Below are 19,787 nucleotides of genomic sequence, written 5' to 3' on the forward strand. Positions count from 1 at the left end.
AAGGCATGAAGCGCATTTTAATTGTGACAGGACAATCTGGCTCAGGTAAATCTTCTGCATTGCAGGTACTTGAAGACTTGGGTTATTACTGTATTGATAATCTGCCTTTGGCCTTACTTCCTGAAATTGTGGCGAAGCTGGACTGTGAAAATAATCTGGAACAGTTGGCGCTTGGGGTGGATGTACGTAGTACCCGTGCAGATTTGCAGGAATTCGACCATGTGTTTGAACAGCTGCAACAGCATGGTACGGTGGATGTCATCTATCTGACCACGCAGGATCAGGAGCTGATTGCCCGTTTTAGTGCGTCACGCCGTCCGCATCCTTTGGCTGCCCGTTTCAAGAGCCTGCATCAGTGTATTCAGGAAGAAAAAGTCCTGCTGATGCCAATCCAGCTCCGCTCTACAGTGCATATCGATACCACCGATAAAAGCGTGCATGATCTAAAACATACCTTGCTGTACAAGCTGGGGCAGACCGATAACCTGATTGTGATTCTGCAATCTTTTGGCTATAAGCATGGCATTCCTTTAGATGCTGACTATGTTTTTGATGTCCGTCATTTGCCGAATCCGCATTGGGAACTGGAACTGCGTAAATATTCAGGCCTTGATCAGCCGGTACAGGAATTCCTGGAAAAAAGTGATCAGGTCGAAGACATGTTCCAGGATATTTATCATTTTTTAGACAAATGGCTGCCGACCTTTGCTGAGGGTCATCGTCATTATATGACCATCTCAATTGGTTGTACTGGCGGCCAGCATCGTTCTGTTTATATTGTGGATAGACTAAAAAAAGCGCTTGAGGCAAAATGGTCTATTCAAGTCCTCCACCGAGAAATGAAGCACTGGTCATGATTGATACGACTGTTGACGTAATTAATAAACTAGGTTTACATGCGCGTGCATCAGGTAAACTCATTGAAGTTACCACCAAATTTCGTTCCAGTATCCAGATTGGCAAGTCGGACAAATTGGTTGATGCCAAAAATATTATGTCCTTGCTGATGCTTGGTGCGGGCAAAGGAACAACTTTACGCTTGGTGATTGAAGGTGCAGATGAGGAAAAGGCCTTATCTGAAATTCAGGCACTGTTTGCGGCAAAATTTTATGAGGCAGATTAATCGTGGCACGTCGACCGAGCAGTTTAACTGAAGAAGACTTTGAATCTTTAGAGGGACGCGCAAGTAAAACCGAACAGAAAAAAGCAGTTCAGCGTATGGCTGCTTTAGGCGCACAGTTGGCAGAACTGAGTGCGAAACAAATTAAAAATTTACCCGTTGAAGAACGTCTGATTGAAGCTTTGCTGGATGTCCAACAAATCAGTTCACATGAAGCACGCCGTCGTCAATTTTCACGTATTGGTAAATTACTTCGTAATGAAAATGAAACCGTGATTCTGTCTTATCTGACTCCGAAACAGGGTTTGAAAAAGACAGCACAATTGCAGCGTTGGGTTGACCGTATCGTGAAAGATGGTGATCCTGCAATTAATGAATTTACCAAAACCTATAATGCGACAGAGCGTCATACCTTACGTCAGCATTATTTACGTGTGCATCGTGATCTAAAAAATCAGGCACCGGAAGAAGAGGTGGCAGCCTCAAAGCAAAAGCTGTTTAACTATGTGCAGCAAGTTGCCCTGATTTCAGATAACTGATTGTAATCTGAATTAAAGAAAAGCGACATTTTGTCGCTTTTTTATTCACTATAATTAATTTTTATTTTCCATGAAAATTCAAGAATGTTCCTATAAGTCATTGTTAACTGTAAAAAAATGTAAACTTTTAATATTTTTGATTACGTAAGAAATTGGTTTTAGTGCATAAATAAACTATTTAAATCCCTCAATATTTTATGATTATTAAGAATATTTAAAAAATAGAAATAAATTTAGGTTAAAGTTAATATTATTGGCGATCTATTTTTTCAGAAAGTGATAATAAGCATTTTCTATATATTTGAAAATTCAAAAGCTTTTATTTACCTAAAGATCAGAAGAAAAATGAGCTGTTTTTATCTTCCTTAGATTTCAGAACTCAGATGATATTGAAACAATTTGAAATGAATTCAGGAATTTCAAATAATTATATGTAATTTTTTATAAGAGGAATATTTTTTCAAGTAATTCTTAATATTTAAATATCAAGGTATTGAAGCTATCAATGTATCTTTAGAGAAATAAGTTAACAAATCCTTTGGTCGATAAATGAGATTTTAACGTTGAGTAAATATAGAATCTTTGTTATTGATTGTATCAATTTAGTCGGTTGTAATTTTTATTCTATATTCCATAACATCCAGAGAGGCAGACATGGAACTAAAACTGCTAGAGATCGGTCAGAATACGGAGCAGTTAAGCTCGTGCCGTATATCTCTCATTTTAGGTGTCTATACCTCTGACAATTTATTAGACACCTTCTGTAAAGTCGCCCGTAAAGTACTCGGCGTTAAGACCTGTATCATCGGATTCCATACGGAACCTTATATCTGGTACAGCTGTCCGCTCGGTTTTCGCGGTTTGCACGTACCACAGAATGTGGACATCCCTAAATATCTACAAGAAATGGATGTGATCGATCAAAATCATCCTGCATATGCAGAACTATCAGATCACGTAAAAAGCCTTGGTGTAGCCCATCAGCGGCTCGTAGCATTCAATTTGAAATCAGCCCAAGGACAGTCTTTGGGGCAGGTGGTTTTCTTTGATGATCAGACTGAAGTATTTGATCAGGAAGCCATTATTATCGTTCAGCAATTTGCTGAAACTTTAGTCAAGCGAGTCAAACTGAATGAAGAGCATACTCAACTGAAAGAGTTATACGAACAGCAATGTGCACAAAACTTCAGTAAAACCAAATTCTTCCAGATTATTGCTCATGACCTGCGTGCACCTTTCCATGGTCTGTTAGGCTTCTCGGAAGTGCTGGCACAGGAACGTGACACTCTGGATGAATCCAGTATCCAGAGTATTTCTGATTATTTATATGATACGGCTCAATCGACGTATAACTTGTTAGAAAGCCTGTTGACTTGGGCGATGGCCGAGGGTGGACGTTTCGTTTATCATCCGATTAACTATGAATTAAAACAGTCTACTAAAATTGTCTGTGATGTACTGAAAAGTCTGGCGTTGAAAAAGAATATTGAGCTGATTGACCAGGTTCCTGAAGATATTAAGGTGCATGCTGATATCAATATGATTACTTCGGTCTTGCAGAACCTGGTATCGAATGCGCTGAAATTTACTCCAGTTGATCAGGGTGGCCAGGTGATTCTGGCTGCTGAAATGGAAGGTGAGCAAGTCAAGATTACTGTTCAGGATACTGGTCTCGGTATGACTGAAGAGCAAATGGAAAATCTGTTTAGACCTAATCTCACAGTGAGCTTAAAAGGCACAGACAATGAGAAAGGCGCAGGTCTGGGTCTGGTACTGTGTAAGCGTTTTGTAGACCTGAACCATGGACAGATTGTCGTAGATTCTAAAGAAGGCGCTGGAACCACCTTTACTGTGCATTTACCTAAAGTGACCAATGATCATCAGGCATTGGTACTTGAAGACCTGCATACTGAAAAGTCCTGAAAATCATAAATTTCTATTAAAACCGTTCCCACTCGGCCTGAACTCCTGCTATAACTAAATAAAAGTTTTGAGGGAATCACCGAGTGATGGATGCGGTACAATTGCAGAAAACCTTAAGAGCCAGTCAGTATGCAGAACAGGTATTGGCCAATCATCAAGATCTATTGAATCAGGATTATGCAATTGATCAGTTTCAGGGATCACTCGGCACTGAACAGATTCAAGACTTAATCTATTCCAATCTATTAAATATCAGCGATGAAACCATGTGGATGCGTAGTTTACGTATTCTGCGTGCTCGCCTGATGTTCCGCTGGATCTGGCAGGATGCCAATCAACTCACCGATGTCATCACACTGACCCGCGAGCTGTCTGATTTCGCTGATGCCTGTATCTGTGCTGCCAAAGAGTTTGCCCGTATTCCTCTAGTCGCCAAATATGGCCAGCCAATTGGCTATAACGGTAAAGTTCAGGATCTCATTATTATTGCAATGGGCAAGCTGGGCGCTCAGGAACTCAACCTTTCCAGTGATATTGACCTGATTTTTGCCTTTGATGAACAGGGTGAAACGGATGGGCGCAAATGCATTGATGTTCAGCAGTTCTGCATTCTATGGGGGCAAAAGTTAATCTATCTGCTAGACCATATCACTGCTGAAGGTTTTGTATTCCGTGTTGATATGCGTCTGCGACCTTGGGGTGATGGTTCTGCTCTGGCCATCAGTCATGCCGCACTAGAAAAATATCTTAGCCAGCATGGGCGTGAATGGGAACGCTATGCTTGGATCAAAGCCCGCATCGTCAATCCGAGTCCAGAAGGTGATGAACTGCTGGATATGACCCGTCCTTTTGTATTCCGTAAATATGTCGATTACAGCGCTTTTGAAGCCATGCGCGAAATGAAGGCGATGATTGAGCGTGAAGTACAGCGCCGTAATATTGAAGATGATATCAAGCTTGGCGCAGGCGGGATTCGTGAAGTTGAATTTATAGTGCAGGTTTTTCAGCTGATTTATGGCGGAGCCAAGTTAGAGCTGCAAGACCGGCAATGTCTGGTCAGCCTGAATCATCTGGATGAGGCTGAACTGCTGGATGAGCAGGCAGTGACTGACCTCGAAGATGCCTATTTATTCCTGCGCCGGGTAGAGCATGCTATTCAAGCGCTGCATGATCAACAGACCCAGTGTTTGCCGACTGAGCCAGATTTACGTCAACGTATTGTGGATACTTTGGGCTTTTCAGACTGGTCCGCCTTTATGGAAGTGCTGGATCAAAAACGCGCTAAAGTGATTTACCAGTTTGAGCACTTGATCAAGGAAAATGGACCAGAGCCTCAAGGCAAAAGTTTTTCTCAACTCGAACAACAGCTGAATGAAGTTTTAGATGATCATGCGAAAAATCTGGTACATGAATTCTGGCATGGACATGCCTTAAAAAAACTGCCAGCCAAAGCTATTCAACGTTTAAAAACATTTTGGCCTTATCTGATAGAGGCGATTCTGGAATCAGATAAACCACAAGTTGCACTGGTTCGCCTGATGCCATTGGTTGAATCAGTCATGCGTCGTACGGTGTATCTGGTGATGCTGATTGAAAGTAAAGGTGCTTTACAGCGTTTGGTGAAAATGGCGACTGTCAGCCCCTGGATATGTGAGGAACTTACCCATTATCCGGTATTGCTGGATGAGTTCCTGTCGATGGATTTTGAATTACCTAAACGTCAGGATCTGGAAGATAGCCTGCGTCAGCAATTGCTCAGAATCGAAATTGATCAGGTCGAAGACCAGATGCGGGTGCTACGCCTGTTTAAAAAATCCAATGTACTTGCGGTAGCTGCCAGTGATGTGCTGGCGGAAAGCCCTTTAATGAAAGTCTCGGATGCCTTAACAGATATTGCAGAAGTCTCAGTGAATGCTGCGTTGCATCTGGCCTATCAGATTGTGGCCAAACGACATGGTTTTCCGCTGGATGCAGAAGGGCAGCGCTGCTCGATAGAACATACGGCTTTTGCCGTCATTGGCTATGGCAAAGTCGGTGGCATTGAGTTGGGCTATGGTTCGGATCTGGATCTGGTCTTCATTCACTATATGGGTGAGCAGGCTGATACGGACGGTCTCAAGCCAATTAGCGGTTTTGAGTTCGCTATGCGCGTAGCACAGAAGTTTATGTCGCTCATGACCACACAAACACTGGATGGACGTGTCTATGAAGTCGATACTCGTCTACGCCCTTCTGGAGAAGCAGGGCTACTGGTCACTAGCCTGAAAGCATTTGAGCAATATCAGTTGAAAAATGCATGGCTGTGGGAACATCAGGCCTTGGTGCGTGCACGCTCCATTGCCGGTGAAAATAGCCTGAGAGAGACATTTGAAGCACTACGCTGTAAAATTCTTACCCAGAAACGTGATATCTGTCATGTACGTAGTGAAGTTCTGAAAATGCGTCAGAAAATGAAAGATCATCTGGGTTCTTCCAAAGAGCAAAAAAAAGATGGGATTTTTCATTTAAAACAAGATGCAGGTGGTATCGTTGATATCGAATTTATGGCACAGTATGCGGTGTTAGCTTGGAGTGGGACGAATAAAGATCTCGCCCATTACTCCGACAATGTAAGAATCCTTGAGGATGCCGCAAAATCAGGTTGCTTATCCAGCGACGATGCGACTGCTCTGATTCAAGCTTATCTCCGTGAACGCGCCGAGAGCCACCGCTTAGCCCTTGCAAATCAATCCATGCAAGTGTCTGCAAGCGACTGGCACGATACCCGAAAGACCGTTTGCAAGTTATGGCAAAGACTGATTGATCCAAGTGCAGTATTTGCACTGGATAGTGAATAATTGTGAAAAATTGGAGTTTGTGGCATGAATTTGGCTGATCGTGATGGTTTCATTTGGCAAGATGGACAACTAGTAGACTGGCGTGAGGCGAAAACTCACGTATTAACACATACTTTGCATTACAGCATGGGTGTGTTTGAAGGTGTCCGTGCTTATGAAACCCCGAATGGAACGGCTATTTTCCGTCTGAAAGAACACACCAAACGTTTGCTCAATTCTGCAAAAATTTATCAAATGAAAGTTCCATTTGATCACGCAGCTTTAGAACAAGCTCAAATTGATGTGGTTCGTGAAAATAAATTGGCATCTTGCTATTTACGTCCAATTATTTTTATTGGCTCTGAAAAACTGGGTATTGCCGCAACTGATAATACGATTCATGCTGTAGTTGCAGCGTGGAGCTGGGGTGCTTACCTTGGTGATGATGCGATGGCGAAAGGTATTCGTGTAAAAACTTCATCATTCACACACCATCATCCAAACGTGACCATGTGTAAGGCCAAAGCATCTGGTAACTACACATTGTCGATTCTTGCTCACCAAGAAGTGGCACATTCTGGTTATGACGAAGCAATGCTGCTTGATCCGCAAGGCTATGTATGCCAAGGTTCAGGCGAGAATGTATTCCTAGTACGTGATGGCGTGATTCATACGCCTGACATCGCAGGTGGTGCGCTGGATGGTATTACTCGCCAAACCATTATTACCATTGCTAAAGACCTGGGTTATGACGTAATTGAACGCCGTATTACCCGTGATGAGTTCTACATCGCAGATGAAGCATTCTTCACTGGTACTGCTGCTGAAGTCACGCCAATTCGTGAATACGATGATCGTCAAATTGGTGAAGGGGTTCGTGGTCCAATCACGACTCAAATCCAGAAAGCATACTTCGATGCCGTTCAGGGCAAAGATCCTAAATATGCACACTGGTTAACGTATGTGAAGTAATTAAGAATTTACTGATTGAAAAAACCTCTCATTTGAGAGGTTTTTTCAATATTAATTACGTAATATATTTAATTTTTTGATTCAGAAAATAGTTAAACATTTGCATCTTGTTTGTTTCAATTTGTTATAATGAATATCTTAAATGTAAGATATCATTATTTATTATGATAGAAAATATTATTTACCAAGCTAAAGTAATTCGAACTAAATTTGTATCAGACAAAAAATACTTAACGAAAAGATTTGTATCTAAATTAGGTTATATTCCTAATTTTAATGCACCGCAAAGTTTTAATGAGAAAGTAACAGCGCGAATGATTTTTAGTCGTGATTCTCTGCATACAAAGCTCGCGGATAAAGCTGTAGTAAGGAAGTTAGTAGCAGAAAAAATAGGATGGGATTATTTTGTTCCTTTAATAGGACTATATAAATCCTATGATGATATTAAATTTGAGCAGTTTCCAGATAAGTTTGTTCTGAAGTGCAATCATGATAGTGGTAGTGCTATTATTTGTAATGATCGAAACAATTTTGATGTTCATAAGGCACGTTTAAAAATCAATAAACATTTAAGCATGAATATGTATTATCTTAAGCGAGAATGGCATTATAAAAATATCCAGCCTATGATTTTAGCTGAACAATATATTGATCTTTTTATGGATATAAATAATCAATATATAATTACCACTTGTCGTATTCATTGTTTTGAAGGGAAGCCAGAGTATTTAGAAGTAGATATCATTGATAATCTTAACAATGAATATTCAAATATTTATGATACTTCATGGTTATTACAACCATTTAAAGTAGATTTGAAAGAAAATGCACCTAATAATATAGGACGACCACCTCAGCTTGAGAAATTGTTAGAACTATCAGAGTCATTGTGTTTTTCTTATGGTTATAGTCGAATAGATTTTTTATTATCACAAGATCAAGTGTTTTTTAGTGAAATTACCCTAACACCGAATGCGGGTCGCATGATCATAACACCTATAGAATGGGATCAAAAACTTGGTTCTCTATGGAAGTCATGTTAGTAATTTAAATATATAAGGACCCATGCTAATAAAATAGAGTGAGTCCTTTTTAGAGTTTTAGACTTGATAAAAGTCTCGATACCAGTTCACGAACTGTTTTACTCCATCTTCTACGGATACTGAAGGTTTATAACTTACACTTTGTTCCAGAGCAGAACTATCTGCAAAAGTATCCGGTACATCACCTGGTTGCAGTGGTAGTAAGTCTAGGATTGCTTCTTTGCCCACAGCTTTTTCAATGGCACGGATATATTCAATCAGTTTCACTGGCGAATTATTTCCGATGTTAAAGATGCGGAACGGGGCATTGCTGGTTGATGGATCAGGGTTATTACTATCCCAGTCTAGATTAGGTGCAGCAATCTGGTCACTGGAACGGATCACCCCCTCAGCAATATCTACGACAAAGGTAAAGTCACGGGTATGGTTGCCGTGGTTAAAGACCGGAATAGGTTTGCCTTCAATAATGTTCTTGGTGAACTTAAAGAGAGCCATATCCGGACGACCCCAAGGACCATAGACAGTAAAAAAGCGCAAGCCTGTAGTTGGTAGTTTGAATAAGTGGCTATAGCTATGTGCCATCAATTCATTGGCACGCTTTGTTGCTGCATAGAACTGGATTGGATGGTCGACACCATGCTTTTCACTAAAAGGCATGGTGGTGTTGGCACCATACACGCTACTGGTACTGGCATAAGTCAGATGTGGTGTTTTGGCATAGCGGCAGGCTTCAATGATATTGGTAAAACCGACAATATTGCTTTCCACATAACTCATCGGATTTTCAAGCGAATAACGTACGCCTGCCTGTGCAGCAAGATGAATCACGCGATCAAATTGATGTTCCTGAAAACACTTATCGACTGCAGCTTTATCTGCAAGGTTGGCATGATAAAAGTCGAACTGCCCCGACTGCTGTTCCGCGATTTGAGTTAGCAGATCTACACGTGCCTGTTTTAAAGCTGGATCGTAGTAGTCATTCATGTTGTCAAAACCGACCACATCATCACCACGTTCTAAAAGCTTTTTGGAAACATGGAATCCAATAAAACCTGCTGCACCTGTTACCAGAATTTTCATTCATCGCCTCCAAAAATATCACGGGTATACACTTTATCTTCAACGTCACTCAAATCTTTGGATTGACGATTGGTGATAATCACATCTGCCCGCTGTTTAAAGGCTTCTAAATCACTAATCACTTCAGATTTAAAGAACTCGGTTTCTTTTAATGCCGGTTCATAAACAATGACTTCAACCCCCTTGGCTTTAAGGCGTTTCATTACCCCCTGAATGGCAGAGGCACGGAAATTATCTGAGCCACTTTTCATAACCAGTCGATAAATCCCGACCACCGACGGATTCCTTGCCAAAATAGAATCAGCAATGAAGTCTTTACGGGTACGGTTAGAATCCACAATAGCTTGAATCAGATTGCTAGGTACCTGACTATAGTTCGCCAATAGCTGCTTGGTATCTTTTGGCAGGCAGTAACCCCCATAACCAAAGGAAGGGTTGTTATAGTGATTGCCAATTCGTTGGTCCAGACAGACACCTTCAATAATTTGCTGGGTATCTAAACCAAACGTTTGTGCATAGGTATCCAGTTCATTGAAGAAAGCTACGCGCATAGCCAGATAGGTATTGGCAAATAACTTGATTGCTTCTGCTTCGGTTGAGTCAGTGAACAGAACAGGACTGTCTTTTTTGATTGCACCTTCAATCAGCATATCTGCGAATTGTTGAGCACGCGCTGACTTCTCTCCAACAATAATACGTGATGGATAAAGGTTGTCATGTAAGGCTTTACCCTCACGCAAGAATTCTGGAGAGAAAATAATATTGTCTGTATGAAATTTCTCTTTAACCGTTTTGGTGAAGCCTACCGGAACCGTAGATTTAATAATCATGACCGCTTGAGGGTTGATCTCGGTCACATCACCAATGACACTTTCGACGCTTTGGGTATTAAAATAATTGGTTTTGGTATCATAATCCGTCGGTGTCGCAATAATGATAAAATCGGCGTTTTGATAAGCTTCATATTTGTCAGTTGTTGCACGGAAGTTTAGTGGCTTTTCACTTAAAAAAGTTGAAATGTCAGGATCCTGAATCGGAGAAATCTTCTGATTTAACATTTCAACTTTATTGTCAATAATATCTAATGCCACAACTTCATGATGTTGTGAGAAGATCATGGCATTGGAAAGGCCGACGTAACCGGTGCCTGCAACTGCTATTTTCATATCAACCTGATTATGTATTTTTAATAAGGGAGCCAGAGTCCAAGCCAATATTGGTGTTCTCAAGGCGGTTTCATATCATACCATAAAGTATTTTGAGTATTATGAAGGTGTTGAAAAGCGGGGGAGTAACTTTGCTTTAGAGATGGTATGATATGGCGCAGAATGCTGGTGGAAGATGAATACATGCAGGAAAACGTAAACGACTCACTGTCAGGTCAGGCTCATACACAGTCTGAACAGAATATTGTGCTATGCATGAAGTGGGGCACCAAATATGGGGCAGAGTACGTCAATCGTTTATACAACATGGTCAAGCGTCATACTACGGTTGACTTTAAAATGGTGTGTCTGACAGACCGTACCGAGGGCATTGATCCTGCTGTTGAATGTTTTCCTATTCCGCCATTGGCCTTGCCAGCAGGTAGTCCTGAACGTGGCTGGAATAAGTTATCGACCTTTGAACCTGATTTATATGGTTTAAAAGGAAATGCACTTTTCCTCGATTTAGATGTTGTGATTGTCGATAATATCGATAGTTTCTTTACCCATCCGGGTGATTTCCTGATTATTCATGACTGGAAACGTCCATGGCGTATTACCGGAAATAGCTCGGTTTATCGTTTCAAGCTGGGAGCTTTTCCTGGTTTGATGCCATATTTCCGTGAACATTTTGATGAGATCCGTCAGAAGTTTCGTAATGAGCAGGCTTATTTATCCTGGTATGTTGATCAGGAAAAGAAACTGAGTTACTGGCCGGATTCCTGGTGCAAGAGCTATAAATATCACTGCCTGCAAAAAATTCCAATGGCTTATTTCAAGCCGCCTGTGAAGCCGGAAGGCGTCAAAATTATTATTTTCCATGGTGAAATCAATCCACCTGACGCAATTAACGGCGGCGGTGGTAAATGGTACCGTTATGTTCTGCCATCGCAATGGATCAAGGATGCGTGGCAATAATTATTAAGTGTAGTAATTAAGCAATCCTGTACCTATTTTAAAGTGATGAAGTAAATGCAGCAGCAAATTGATATTGTAATTGCCTGGGTGGATGGCAATGATCTGGAATTAAAAAAGAAACGGCATAAATATCTGACTGGTGAAGATGCATCAGATGCAGTCAGTGATACCCGCTTCGCCAGTAATAATGAAATCTACTACAACATTGCTTCAATCCTGAAATATGTACCTTTTTGCCGCAATATTTTTGTAGTGACCGATAACCAGCGCCCAGAATTTATTGATGAATTTACTGCACAAGGCCTGTGTACTGCCGATAAAATTCGTGTAGTGGATCATCGGGAAATTTTTAGAGGTTATGAGCAGCATTTGCCCACTTTCAATACCCGATCCATTGAAAGTATGCTCTGGAACATTGAAGGATTATCAGACTACTTCATTTATTTGAATGATGACTTTTTCTTTAATTCAACTGCGCAGCCAGAAGATTTTCTAAACGGTAATCATTTGGTGGTCTATGGCCACTGGCAAAGCAGTTTTGCGTTGAAAACAAAGTTAAAATATCGCCAATTTTTGCAGCGTCAATTTGGCAAGCCGATTCAGCCGAAGCACATGATTGCACAAATGTTAGGGGCTGATATCCTGGGTTTCAAAAAGTTCTTTAAGATCCATCATTATCCACATATTGTCGATCGTCATGCTTTGAAAGATTATTTGCTGGCACATTCACAGTTGCTGGAAACCCAGATTAAATACAAGTTTCGTAGTGTAGAGCAGCTTAATCCCATTTCACTGATGAATCATATCAAGATTCAAAAGCAGCAAGCTGAGCTGAAGCCTGATATTGAATTGGCTTATCTAAAAAATGAAGATAGCCTCGACAGTTTTATTTCAGCTTTAGATAATCCCGCAATAAAATATGGTTGTATCCAGAGTTTGGATCAATTAAAGCCAGCAGATGCAAAGCAGATCAGTAATGCCATGCAGAGAAAACTGGCTGGTTATTTGCCAAATTCAATTTTAGCTTAGAGGTTCATGATGAAAGTAATTACTTATCTGATTAATCTGGATGGTAGTCATGAACGGCTTGAACGGGCGACTCAGCAACTAGATGCAGTAAATTGGTCCTTTGAACGTTTCTCCGCAGTCGATGGCCGTGGCAAGGCTTTAACTGAATTTGCCAACTATGATGATCAAGGTGCGCAACAGATTCTTGGACGTAGCCTGATGAACTCGGAATTGGGGTGTTATCTGAGTCATTATGGTTGCGCAGAGAAGTTTCTGAATACTGATGCAGATTATCTGGTTGTGCTTGAAGATGATATGAAAATTAATCCAGACTTTAAAACAAAGCTGGATGGTGTGTTGGAATATCTGGATCAGCATAAAGAATTAGATTGGTACTTAATCAATATTGCAGCCAAAAAGAAAAAGCTGGCGAAAGATATTACCCAGATTGAAGATATGAGCATGTGGCATGCTTTTTATTTTCCAATTCGCGGATTAGGTTTGATCTGGTCACGCCAAGGTGCTCAAGCATTTTTAGAAGCAGGTAACAACATAAATATGCCTGTCGATATTTTCTTCCAGACCTGGCTGAGTAAAAATGGTAAGGGTTTAGGCGTATGGCCAGCTTTGGTTCGTCCAGCAGGCTTAGATAGTGATATTTTAGGTACAGTTGCCACGCAGGGGATTTCTCGTAAAGAAAAAGAAAATCGTGCGTTTTCGTATGGTTTTAAAAAGCAAAAACGTATGTGGCGTGACCGCTATTTCGCTTTAAAACATTTAATAAAATCAAAATAGATTATTCTGGGTTATGAAAAATATTGTTATTAGTTTAAAAACAGCTACTGCACGTCGTGAACACATTTGTAAGGAATTTGGAAAGCAAAATATAAATTTTGATTTTTTTGATGCTTTGACACCAGATTTAGCCAAACCTTTAGCGGAAAAAATGCACTTGAATGTTGGGGATGAGTATTTAACAGGTGGCGAGTTGGCATGTTTTATGAGCCATGTCTCTGTTTGGCAAAAAATGGTAGATGAGCAGATTCCGCATTTGGCAGTTTTTGAAGATGATGTATATTTGGGAGAAAATGCTGACTATTTTCTGAGTCAGGATGACTGGATTCAAAATGACTGGGATATTATTAAAATAGAAGCTTTTGCCGATAAGGTGTTTTTAAGTGGGCCTAAGATAAATATCGCAAATGGATCGCGTCAGATTGTTCAGTTAACGGGAAAAAATTTAGGGACAGCGGGCTATATTTTAAGTCTGAAAGGTGCACAAAAATACTTGGATTATGTGCGAAAGATTCAGTTAATTCCTTTAGATCAAGTTATGTTTGATGAATTTATTCAAGCTAAAATTTATCCTGTCTATCAAATGACACCAGCTCTTTGTATTCAAGAAATGATGCTTTTTCCTGAGAAGAAGACAGTTCTCTCAAGTGATTTGCTTGCTGAACGTAAAGCGCGTATGCGTAAGCAGAAGAAAAAGGGGTGGGCAAAAATTCAGTTGGAAATTATGCGTGTACTTAAGCAAGTGAAATATGCTTTGGTTGGGCAGAAAGTAAGTTTTAAATAATTGCTTGGTTATAAAATGAAGAAAGTTATTACATTCGGTACGTTCGATTTATTTCATATCGGGCATTTAAATATTCTTAAGCGAGCAGCAGATTTAGGTAATCATCTTACTGTGGGGATTTCTACGGATCAGTTGAATTTCAATAAGAAAGGAAGAAATCCGATTTATTGTCAGAATTCTAGAGCTAAAATTATTCATGCACTGAAGTTCGTAGATGATGTATTTTTTGAAGAATCTTTGGAAAAGAAGCGAGAATATATTTTAAAGTATCAGGCCGATATTCTTGTGATGGGGGATGACTGGGCTGGACGTTTTGATGAGTTTCAAGACATTTGTGAAGTGGTATATTTACATAGAACTCCTTCTATTTCAACGACTGAAATCATTGAAATTATTAAAGAGTAAAGTTTTTGTGATTGATAAATTATTTAAAAAAATTATTTATTTTTTTTCTGGTTTTATAAGAAGAAACCAGAAAAAATGGGTGTTTGCTAGCCATACAAATTTTGGTGATAATGCTCGCTATTTGTTCTTGGATAGCCATAATCCTCAAAAAATCAGAAAAATTTGGATTGCCAAAAATAAAAAAGAATATAATCTAGTGACATCATTAGGCTATGAATGTTACTTAAAAGGTAGTTTTAAAGCAAAGCTGCATGCTCTAACGGCAAAGAACTTTATTTATACTTGTTATGTATCAGATATTGGGTATCAATATAGTCGTAAGGCAAATTGTATTAATCTTTGGCATGGTATACCATTGAAAAAAATAGAATTTGATATTCATCAGGGACCATTAGCTAAAAAATTTAATCACACTCTTAAAAGTAGGATTAAGCATCCTGAAATTTACAGAGGTCATGATTATGTGTTATGTCCTTCAAAATATGTTTATGAATATTCTTTTAAATCTGCATTTCATATGCAGAAAAAACAGATTTTGAATTTTCCTTATCCGCGATCTATTTTCTTAAAAAGTATGAGTAAAACCTCAAAAAAAATTGAGTTCTTATATGCACCGACTTGGCGTGATAATCAGAAAAACTTTATTCAAAAAGATATTTTAGATTTTAATCTCATCAATCAATTCTGCGCCGAGCATAATTGTATTTTTAAAATTAAATTTCATCCAAATACAAAAGTGGATATTGATACCACATTATTTAAGTATATTGTGCTTGTAGATAGTAAGGATGATCCAAATCAGTGCCTTGCAGAAGCAAATTTTTTAATTACAGATTATTCATCTATATTTTTTGATTATCTTGTATTTGATAGGCCTATCTTATTTTATGTATTTGATGAGTCAGAATATAAATCTAAAAGTAGAGAGATTTATTCTGAGGCTGAAGATATTAATTGTGGGCATAAAATTTATAATCAGCAAGAATTGCTTAATATAATGTCTAAACTAATAGAGGGTCAGGATTTTTATCAAATTAAACGTAAAATAACTATCGATCAGTTTGGTTTGGAATTAACTGATGTTAACAATAAAAGACTCTATCAATACCTATCTGAGCTTTAGCATAGGTTAGCTTGGAGAAATATGATAATTAATGGGATTTGGTTATTATTATATTCATTAATATAAACACCTCTTTCCCTCAATTTTCCTAAACCTTTTATACCCCCACAAATACTGCTCTGGAGCAATGTTAATCATTCGCTCCATTTCCTTGTTTAAGGTATCTACAGAAAGCTGTAAGTCTTTAGATAGAATATCAATTGATAACTCAGTTACATGAATATCAAAGCCGTTTAGATCATCATGACGTAAACAACTTAAGCCAATCACAGAGCATTGGGTTTTTGTAGCCAATTTAGAGAGCAGGGTAGAAGATAGAGCATTCTGTCCATAAAAAGGTGAGTAAATACCGCCGCTTTCTTTGGGCACATGGTCAGGAAGAATGGCAGCAAATCCACCCTGTTTTAGATGCTTGAATAAAGCTCTTACACCAGTTTCATCAGTCGGAACAAGGGTAGCATTTAAACGTTGCCGTGCTTCGAGCATAAACCGATCGACATCAGGATTTTTGCTCGGTTTATACATGATGACAGGGCTAGTGTGTTGATTCACCCAGGCATTAAGTAACTCCCAAGTACCAAAATGAGGAACGACTGCTAAAGTTCCATTCGGGTTTTTCAGTGCATCAGTAAAAATTTCTGGATGATGAATATTCCGGATTTGTTTTAATGCGAACTCAGGTTCAGAACCCCAAATTTTGACTGACTCGGCATAGGTCATGCATTGGCTTTGAACACTTCGTTTTGCCAGTCGTGTGCGTTTCGATGCTGACAGTTCAGGATAGGCAATTCTTAAATTAATTTCTGTAGTACGGCGAATCGATGAATTCGTGATATAGAGAAGTGATCCAACACTTTTCGCCAAATTTTGAATGAATCTTAATGGGAGTTTGGAGAAATTCTTGAGTAATGCGTACATGGTGGGCAGCTTGCCTGATTAAGATTCTTGATCAGGATTGCCTTTAAGCACCATATAAATCAGACCTACAAAAATGACAAGTGCACCTAAAATACTGCTCAAGCAGAAGTATACGATACGGTCATTGGTGTCCAAGTTAAACAGGTTGTTTGCAAGGATATAGCGCATGAACAGCCATTGTACGACTGAAAACACAATCAGCATGATGCCACGGTTACGAACAGCAGGACGCATCGCCATTGCCAAATCACCTAAAAGTAGAAACTGAAGCTATTATGCCACTGTCGTGCAGGCTTCTCAATGCAATAAAAAAGCCCTGTTAGAACAGGGCTTTTTTACTCAAATCATCAAGAAATTATTCTTGAGATTCGGCTTTTGGTTTTTCACGTAAGCGAATACCCAAATCACGCAGTTGAGTTGATTCAACTGGTGCAGGTGCTTGAGTCAATGGACATTCAGCAGTTTTGGTTTTCGGGAATGCAATCACGTCACGGATTGAAGATGCACCTGTCATCAACATCACCAGACGATCCAGACCGAATGCTAAACCACCGTGAGGAGGCGCACCGAATTTCAATGCATTTAACAAAAAGCTGAATTTCTCTTCTGCTTCTTCTTCAGAAATACCCAGCGCTTCAAAGATCGCCTTTTGCATTTCCAAAGTATAAATACGCAGTGAACCACCACCGATTTCAGTACCGTTCAATACCATATCGTAAGCAACAGACAATGCTTCGCCTGGATTATTCTTCACATCTTCAACGCTTGATTTAGGAAGCGTGAACGGATGGTGAACAGAAGTCCATTTGCCATCATCAGTTTCTTCGAACATCGGGAAGTCAACTACCCAAAGCGGAGCCCATTCGCAAGTTGCAAGGTTCATGTCATGACCAATTTTCACACGAAGTGCGCCCATTGCATCATTTACAACTTTGGCTTTGTCTGCACCGAAGAAGACGATATCGCCATTTTCAGCACCAACACGTTTCAATAGATCCAGCACGATAGGCTCGATGAATTTAACGATAGGAGATTGAAGACCTTCGATGCCTTTTTCAAGTTCGTTGACCTTGATGTAAGCCAGACCTTTCGCACCGTAAATACCAACGAATTTAGTATATTCATCGATTGCGCTACGTGGCAGTGAGCCCGCACCTGGAACGCGAAGCGCAACGATACGGCCTTTAGGATCTTTAGCAGGACCTGCGAATACTTTGAACTCGACGTCTTGCATCAAGTCTGCAACGTCAACAAGTTTCAAAGGAATACGTAAGTCTGGTTTGTCAGAAGCATAGTCACGCATTGCTTCTGAATAAGGCATACGTTGGAATTTGTCGAATTTGATGCCAAGAAGTTCGTCGAACATCTTAACAGTCATGCCTTCCATCAAATCCATAATATCGTCATCGCTCATGAACGATGTTTCGATGTCGATTTGAGTGAATTCAGGCTGACGATCCGCACGTAAGTCTTCGTCACGGAAACATTTTGCGATCTGGTAGTAACGATCTACACCACCTACCATCAACAACTGTTTGAACAGCTGTGGTGATTGTGGAAGCGCATAGAAGCTACCATTAGATACACGGCTTGGAACTAAGTAGTCACGCGCACCTTCAGGGGTCGCACGAGTCAAGATCGGAGTTTCAACGTCCAGGAAACCGTGATCGTCTAAATAGTTACGGATCAGGTTGGTCACTTTAGAACGGAAACGTAAACGATCGATCATTTCAGGACGACGGATGTCCAGGAAACGATATTTCAAACGAATTTCTTCAGAAATGCTTGTGTTTTCGTCATTTAATGGGAATGGAGGAGTTTCAGACTGAGCAAGAACTTCAATTTCTTTACCCAATACTTCGATTTGACCACTCACCATGTTGGCATTTTCAGTACCCGCATAACGGCGACGTACACGGCCTGTAATTTTTAATACGTATTCAGAACGTGCTTTGTCTGCTGTTGCAAACGCTTCAGGTGTATCTGGGTCGATAACCACTTGAACAAGACCGTCACGGTCACGCATGTCAAGGAAAATGACACCACCGTGGTCACGGCGACGGTGTACCCAACCGCATAATGTTACGGTCTGGTCAATTTGAGCTTCGGTTAAAGAACCGCAGTAATGAGTTCGCATCATAGCGTTAAAAATCCAACTATATGGGTTAAGGAAGCGTATACGTAAACAGCGTACCGCCTTTAGCAAAGGTAGGATTATGCCTCTTTGGGCATGTTGTCACAAGAACTTGAGGCAAAAACAGTATCATTTTAAAGTGAATAAGCAGGAAGTGAGAGATTTTCCTAGCCCATACGCCGATCACGATCCAGAAATAAAAATAGCAGACAGCCCAGACTAAAGGTGATTAAAAAGCCCTGGCTAAATTCATTGATAGAGCGGCCGGTAAAATAATACAGATCAGATCGCCAGACCTCATCCGGAATATAGCGCATATAGTCCCATGTCGAAAATAAACCTGTGAGCGTAGATAGACCGAATAGACCCCAGCAAAAGAGGAGGATCTTGTGACTGACGCTTAGATATTGCTGGTGAGTTTTATAGTAATGCAGACTCATCCATAGAATAAAAGGCAGAGCCAGAGCAGAAGTCCCGATCTGCAAAATCCGGTGTAGAGGATAAGTTCGTCCTAAAATTTGATACTGCTGGCTGAGAATGTCATAAAAGGCAAAGGTTCGAAAATCCACATGGGTGAGACCATCCCAAATAATATGGGTTGCTGTCCCAATCATCACTGCAATACACATAGCGCAAATAAATCTGAATGCTGAAAATAGATTATGAATATTTAAATCATGCTGTATGCCAATGAAACGATAAATCACTGGCCGGTAAATCAGGTACCAGACCGCACAAAAAATGAGACCAATCCATAAATCAGGGTGAATCAGCGAAGACCATAAATGAGTAATATTAGAATTCTTATGGGTAAAAAGACGGTACAGATCAGGAACCATGCTGCCAATCGCCAGTGCAGCAACAGGTAGCCGATTGCCAGTTAAATATGAAATAGGTGGAGCCAGTACAGCATGTGATAAAGTAAAGGGCATAAAAAATAATGTTTTACTACAATGAAAAATATTCAAATGACATTCTAATAAAATATCTCATTGATTATCGTA

The 19,787-nt window shown here is 40.0% G+C and carries 19 protein-coding genes; 13 read left to right on the top strand and 6 right to left on the bottom strand.

Features of this window, described 5'->3' with window-relative positions; genetic code table 11:
• The first annotated feature begins 5 nt into the window (after positions 1–5).
• The 7 genes from rapZ to FTV34_RS02315 all read left to right on the top strand — a co-directional run bounded on the left by rapZ (position 6) and on the right by FTV34_RS02315 (position 8,413).
• A complete protein-coding gene (gene rapZ, locus FTV34_RS02285; RefSeq protein WP_004782131.1) occupies positions 6–857 on the top strand; it encodes an RNase adapter RapZ in 852 nt (283 codons plus the stop codon).
• Positions 854–1,123, top strand: coding sequence for an HPr family phosphocarrier protein (locus FTV34_RS02290; RefSeq protein ID WP_034169914.1), 270 nt, complete (start codon positions 854–856; stop codon positions 1,121–1,123). The genes rapZ and FTV34_RS02290 overlap by 4 nt, the downstream gene beginning before the upstream one ends.
• Positions 1,124–1,125: 2 nt before the next feature.
• A complete protein-coding gene (yjgA, locus tag FTV34_RS02295) occupies positions 1,126–1,659 on the top strand; it encodes a ribosome biogenesis factor YjgA (protein WP_005232100.1) in 534 nt (177 codons plus the stop codon).
• A gap of 654 nt (positions 1,660–2,313) precedes the next feature.
• The gene (locus FTV34_RS02300) at positions 2,314–3,582 is read left to right on the top strand and encodes a sensor histidine kinase KdpD (protein ID WP_180068688.1); all 1,269 of its coding nucleotides are present in this window, start codon (positions 2,314–2,316) and stop codon (positions 3,580–3,582) included.
• A gap of 86 nt (positions 3,583–3,668) precedes the next feature.
• Positions 3,669–6,419: a bifunctional [glutamate--ammonia ligase]-adenylyl-L-tyrosine phosphorylase/[glutamate--ammonia-ligase] adenylyltransferase gene (gene glnE / locus FTV34_RS02305; RefSeq protein ID WP_180031545.1), complete on the top strand. Its 2,751-nt coding sequence runs from the start codon at positions 3,669–3,671 to the stop codon at positions 6,417–6,419.
• A gap of 24 nt (positions 6,420–6,443) precedes the next feature.
• A complete protein-coding gene (locus tag FTV34_RS02310) occupies positions 6,444–7,370 on the top strand; it encodes a branched-chain amino acid transaminase (RefSeq protein WP_180031525.1) in 927 nt (308 codons plus the stop codon).
• Positions 7,371–7,534: 164 nt separating this feature from the next.
• Entirely contained in the window at positions 7,535–8,413 is an 879-nt protein-coding gene (locus tag FTV34_RS02315; protein WP_180068690.1) for an ATP-grasp fold amidoligase family protein, read from the top strand.
• A gap of 57 nt (positions 8,414–8,470) precedes the next feature.
• Here the strand turns inward: FTV34_RS02315 and FTV34_RS02320 are convergent, their stop codons facing one another.
• The gene (locus FTV34_RS02320; RefSeq protein WP_180068692.1) at positions 8,471–9,493 is read right to left on the bottom strand and encodes an NAD-dependent epimerase; all 1,023 of its coding nucleotides are present in this window, start codon (positions 9,491–9,493) and stop codon (positions 8,471–8,473) included.
• A complete protein-coding gene (locus FTV34_RS02325) occupies positions 9,490–10,659 on the bottom strand; it encodes a nucleotide sugar dehydrogenase (protein WP_180031528.1) in 1,170 nt (389 codons plus the stop codon). The genes FTV34_RS02320 and FTV34_RS02325 overlap by 4 nt, the downstream gene beginning before the upstream one ends.
• Positions 10,660–10,842: 183 nt before the next feature.
• On the opposite strand from FTV34_RS02325, the gene FTV34_RS02330 reads away from it, so the two are divergent.
• The 6 genes from FTV34_RS02330 to FTV34_RS02355 are packed head-to-tail and all read left to right on the top strand — an operon-like array spanning position 10,843 to position 15,731.
• Positions 10,843–11,616: a glycosyltransferase gene (locus tag FTV34_RS02330; protein ID WP_071320474.1), complete on the top strand. Its 774-nt coding sequence runs from the start codon at positions 10,843–10,845 to the stop codon at positions 11,614–11,616.
• A 54-nt stretch (positions 11,617–11,670) separates the two neighbouring features.
• On the top strand, positions 11,671–12,645 hold the full coding sequence (locus tag FTV34_RS02335) for a stealth family protein (protein WP_180031529.1): 975 nt from the start codon (positions 11,671–11,673) through the stop codon (positions 12,643–12,645).
• 9 nt (positions 12,646–12,654) lie between these two features.
• Positions 12,655–13,419, top strand: a complete 765-nt coding sequence (locus tag FTV34_RS02340) for a glycosyltransferase family 25 protein (protein WP_180068694.1) — start codon at positions 12,655–12,657, stop codon at positions 13,417–13,419.
• A gap of 13 nt (positions 13,420–13,432) precedes the next feature.
• Entirely contained in the window at positions 13,433–14,203 is a 771-nt protein-coding gene (locus FTV34_RS02345) for a glycosyltransferase family 25 protein (RefSeq protein WP_180068696.1), read from the top strand.
• Between the two features lie 15 nt (positions 14,204–14,218).
• Positions 14,219–14,608, top strand: a complete 390-nt coding sequence (locus tag FTV34_RS02350; RefSeq protein ID WP_180011806.1) for an adenylyltransferase/cytidyltransferase family protein — start codon at positions 14,219–14,221, stop codon at positions 14,606–14,608.
• A 7-nt stretch (positions 14,609–14,615) separates the two neighbouring features.
• Positions 14,616–15,731 (top strand): CDP-glycerol glycerophosphotransferase family protein, encoded by a 1,116-nt coding sequence (locus FTV34_RS02355; RefSeq protein ID WP_180068698.1) that lies wholly within the window; start codon positions 14,616–14,618, stop codon positions 15,729–15,731.
• Positions 15,732–15,788: 57 nt separating this feature from the next.
• Here the strand turns inward: FTV34_RS02355 and FTV34_RS02360 are convergent, their stop codons facing one another.
• The 4 genes from FTV34_RS02360 to FTV34_RS02375 form a co-directional block, all read right to left on the bottom strand.
• A complete protein-coding gene (locus tag FTV34_RS02360; protein WP_180068700.1) occupies positions 15,789–16,649 on the bottom strand; it encodes a lysophospholipid acyltransferase family protein in 861 nt (286 codons plus the stop codon).
• Between the two features lie 18 nt (positions 16,650–16,667).
• On the bottom strand, positions 16,668–16,889 hold the full coding sequence (locus tag FTV34_RS02365; protein WP_005232078.1) for a hypothetical protein: 222 nt from the start codon (positions 16,887–16,889) through the stop codon (positions 16,668–16,670).
• 115 nt (positions 16,890–17,004) lie between these two features.
• Positions 17,005–18,789, bottom strand: coding sequence for an aspartate--tRNA ligase (gene aspS / locus FTV34_RS02370; protein ID WP_034704264.1), 1,785 nt, complete (start codon positions 18,787–18,789; stop codon positions 17,005–17,007).
• A 161-nt stretch (positions 18,790–18,950) separates the two neighbouring features.
• Positions 18,951–19,715, bottom strand: a complete 765-nt coding sequence (locus FTV34_RS02375) for a DUF4184 family protein (RefSeq protein ID WP_180068702.1) — start codon at positions 19,713–19,715, stop codon at positions 18,951–18,953.
• Between the last annotated feature and the right edge of the window lie 72 nt (positions 19,716–19,787).

Origin of the sequence: Acinetobacter sp. YH16038 (genome assembly GCF_013417275.1) — a bacterium.
Lineage (GTDB): Bacteria > Pseudomonadota > Gammaproteobacteria > Pseudomonadales > Moraxellaceae > Acinetobacter.

Coding starts and splice junctions, on each gene's coding strand:
- FTV34_RS02290 (WP_034169914.1), top strand. CDS start 854: ATGATTGATACGACTGTTGACGTAATTAATAAACTAGGTTTACATGCG.
- rapZ (WP_004782131.1), top strand. CDS start 6: ATGAAGCGCATTTTAATTGTGACAGGACAATCTGGCTCAGGTAAATCT.
- FTV34_RS02375 (WP_180068702.1), bottom strand. CDS start 19,715: ATGCCCTTTACTTTATCACATGCTGTACTGGCTCCACCTATTTCATAT.
- FTV34_RS02330 (WP_071320474.1), top strand. CDS start 10,843: ATGCAGGAAAACGTAAACGACTCACTGTCAGGTCAGGCTCATACACAG.
- aspS (WP_034704264.1), bottom strand. CDS start 18,789: ATGATGCGAACTCATTACTGCGGTTCTTTAACCGAAGCTCAAATTGAC.
- FTV34_RS02300 (WP_180068688.1), top strand. CDS start 2,314: ATGGAACTAAAACTGCTAGAGATCGGTCAGAATACGGAGCAGTTAAGC.
- FTV34_RS02350 (WP_180011806.1), top strand. CDS start 14,219: ATGAAGAAAGTTATTACATTCGGTACGTTCGATTTATTTCATATCGGG.
- FTV34_RS02340 (WP_180068694.1), top strand. CDS start 12,655: ATGAAAGTAATTACTTATCTGATTAATCTGGATGGTAGTCATGAACGG.
- FTV34_RS02345 (WP_180068696.1), top strand. CDS start 13,433: ATGAAAAATATTGTTATTAGTTTAAAAACAGCTACTGCACGTCGTGAA.
- FTV34_RS02335 (WP_180031529.1), top strand. CDS start 11,671: ATGCAGCAGCAAATTGATATTGTAATTGCCTGGGTGGATGGCAATGAT.
- FTV34_RS02320 (WP_180068692.1), bottom strand. CDS start 9,493: ATGAAAATTCTGGTAACAGGTGCAGCAGGTTTTATTGGATTCCATGTT.
- FTV34_RS02315 (WP_180068690.1), top strand. CDS start 7,535: ATGATAGAAAATATTATTTACCAAGCTAAAGTAATTCGAACTAAATTT.
- FTV34_RS02310 (WP_180031525.1), top strand. CDS start 6,444: ATGAATTTGGCTGATCGTGATGGTTTCATTTGGCAAGATGGACAACTA.
- FTV34_RS02325 (WP_180031528.1), bottom strand. CDS start 10,659: ATGAAAATAGCAGTTGCAGGCACCGGTTACGTCGGCCTTTCCAATGCC.
- FTV34_RS02365 (WP_005232078.1), bottom strand. CDS start 16,889: ATGGCGATGCGTCCTGCTGTTCGTAACCGTGGCATCATGCTGATTGTG.
- FTV34_RS02360 (WP_180068700.1), bottom strand. CDS start 16,649: ATGTACGCATTACTCAAGAATTTCTCCAAACTCCCATTAAGATTCATT.
- glnE (WP_180031545.1), top strand. CDS start 3,669: ATGGATGCGGTACAATTGCAGAAAACCTTAAGAGCCAGTCAGTATGCA.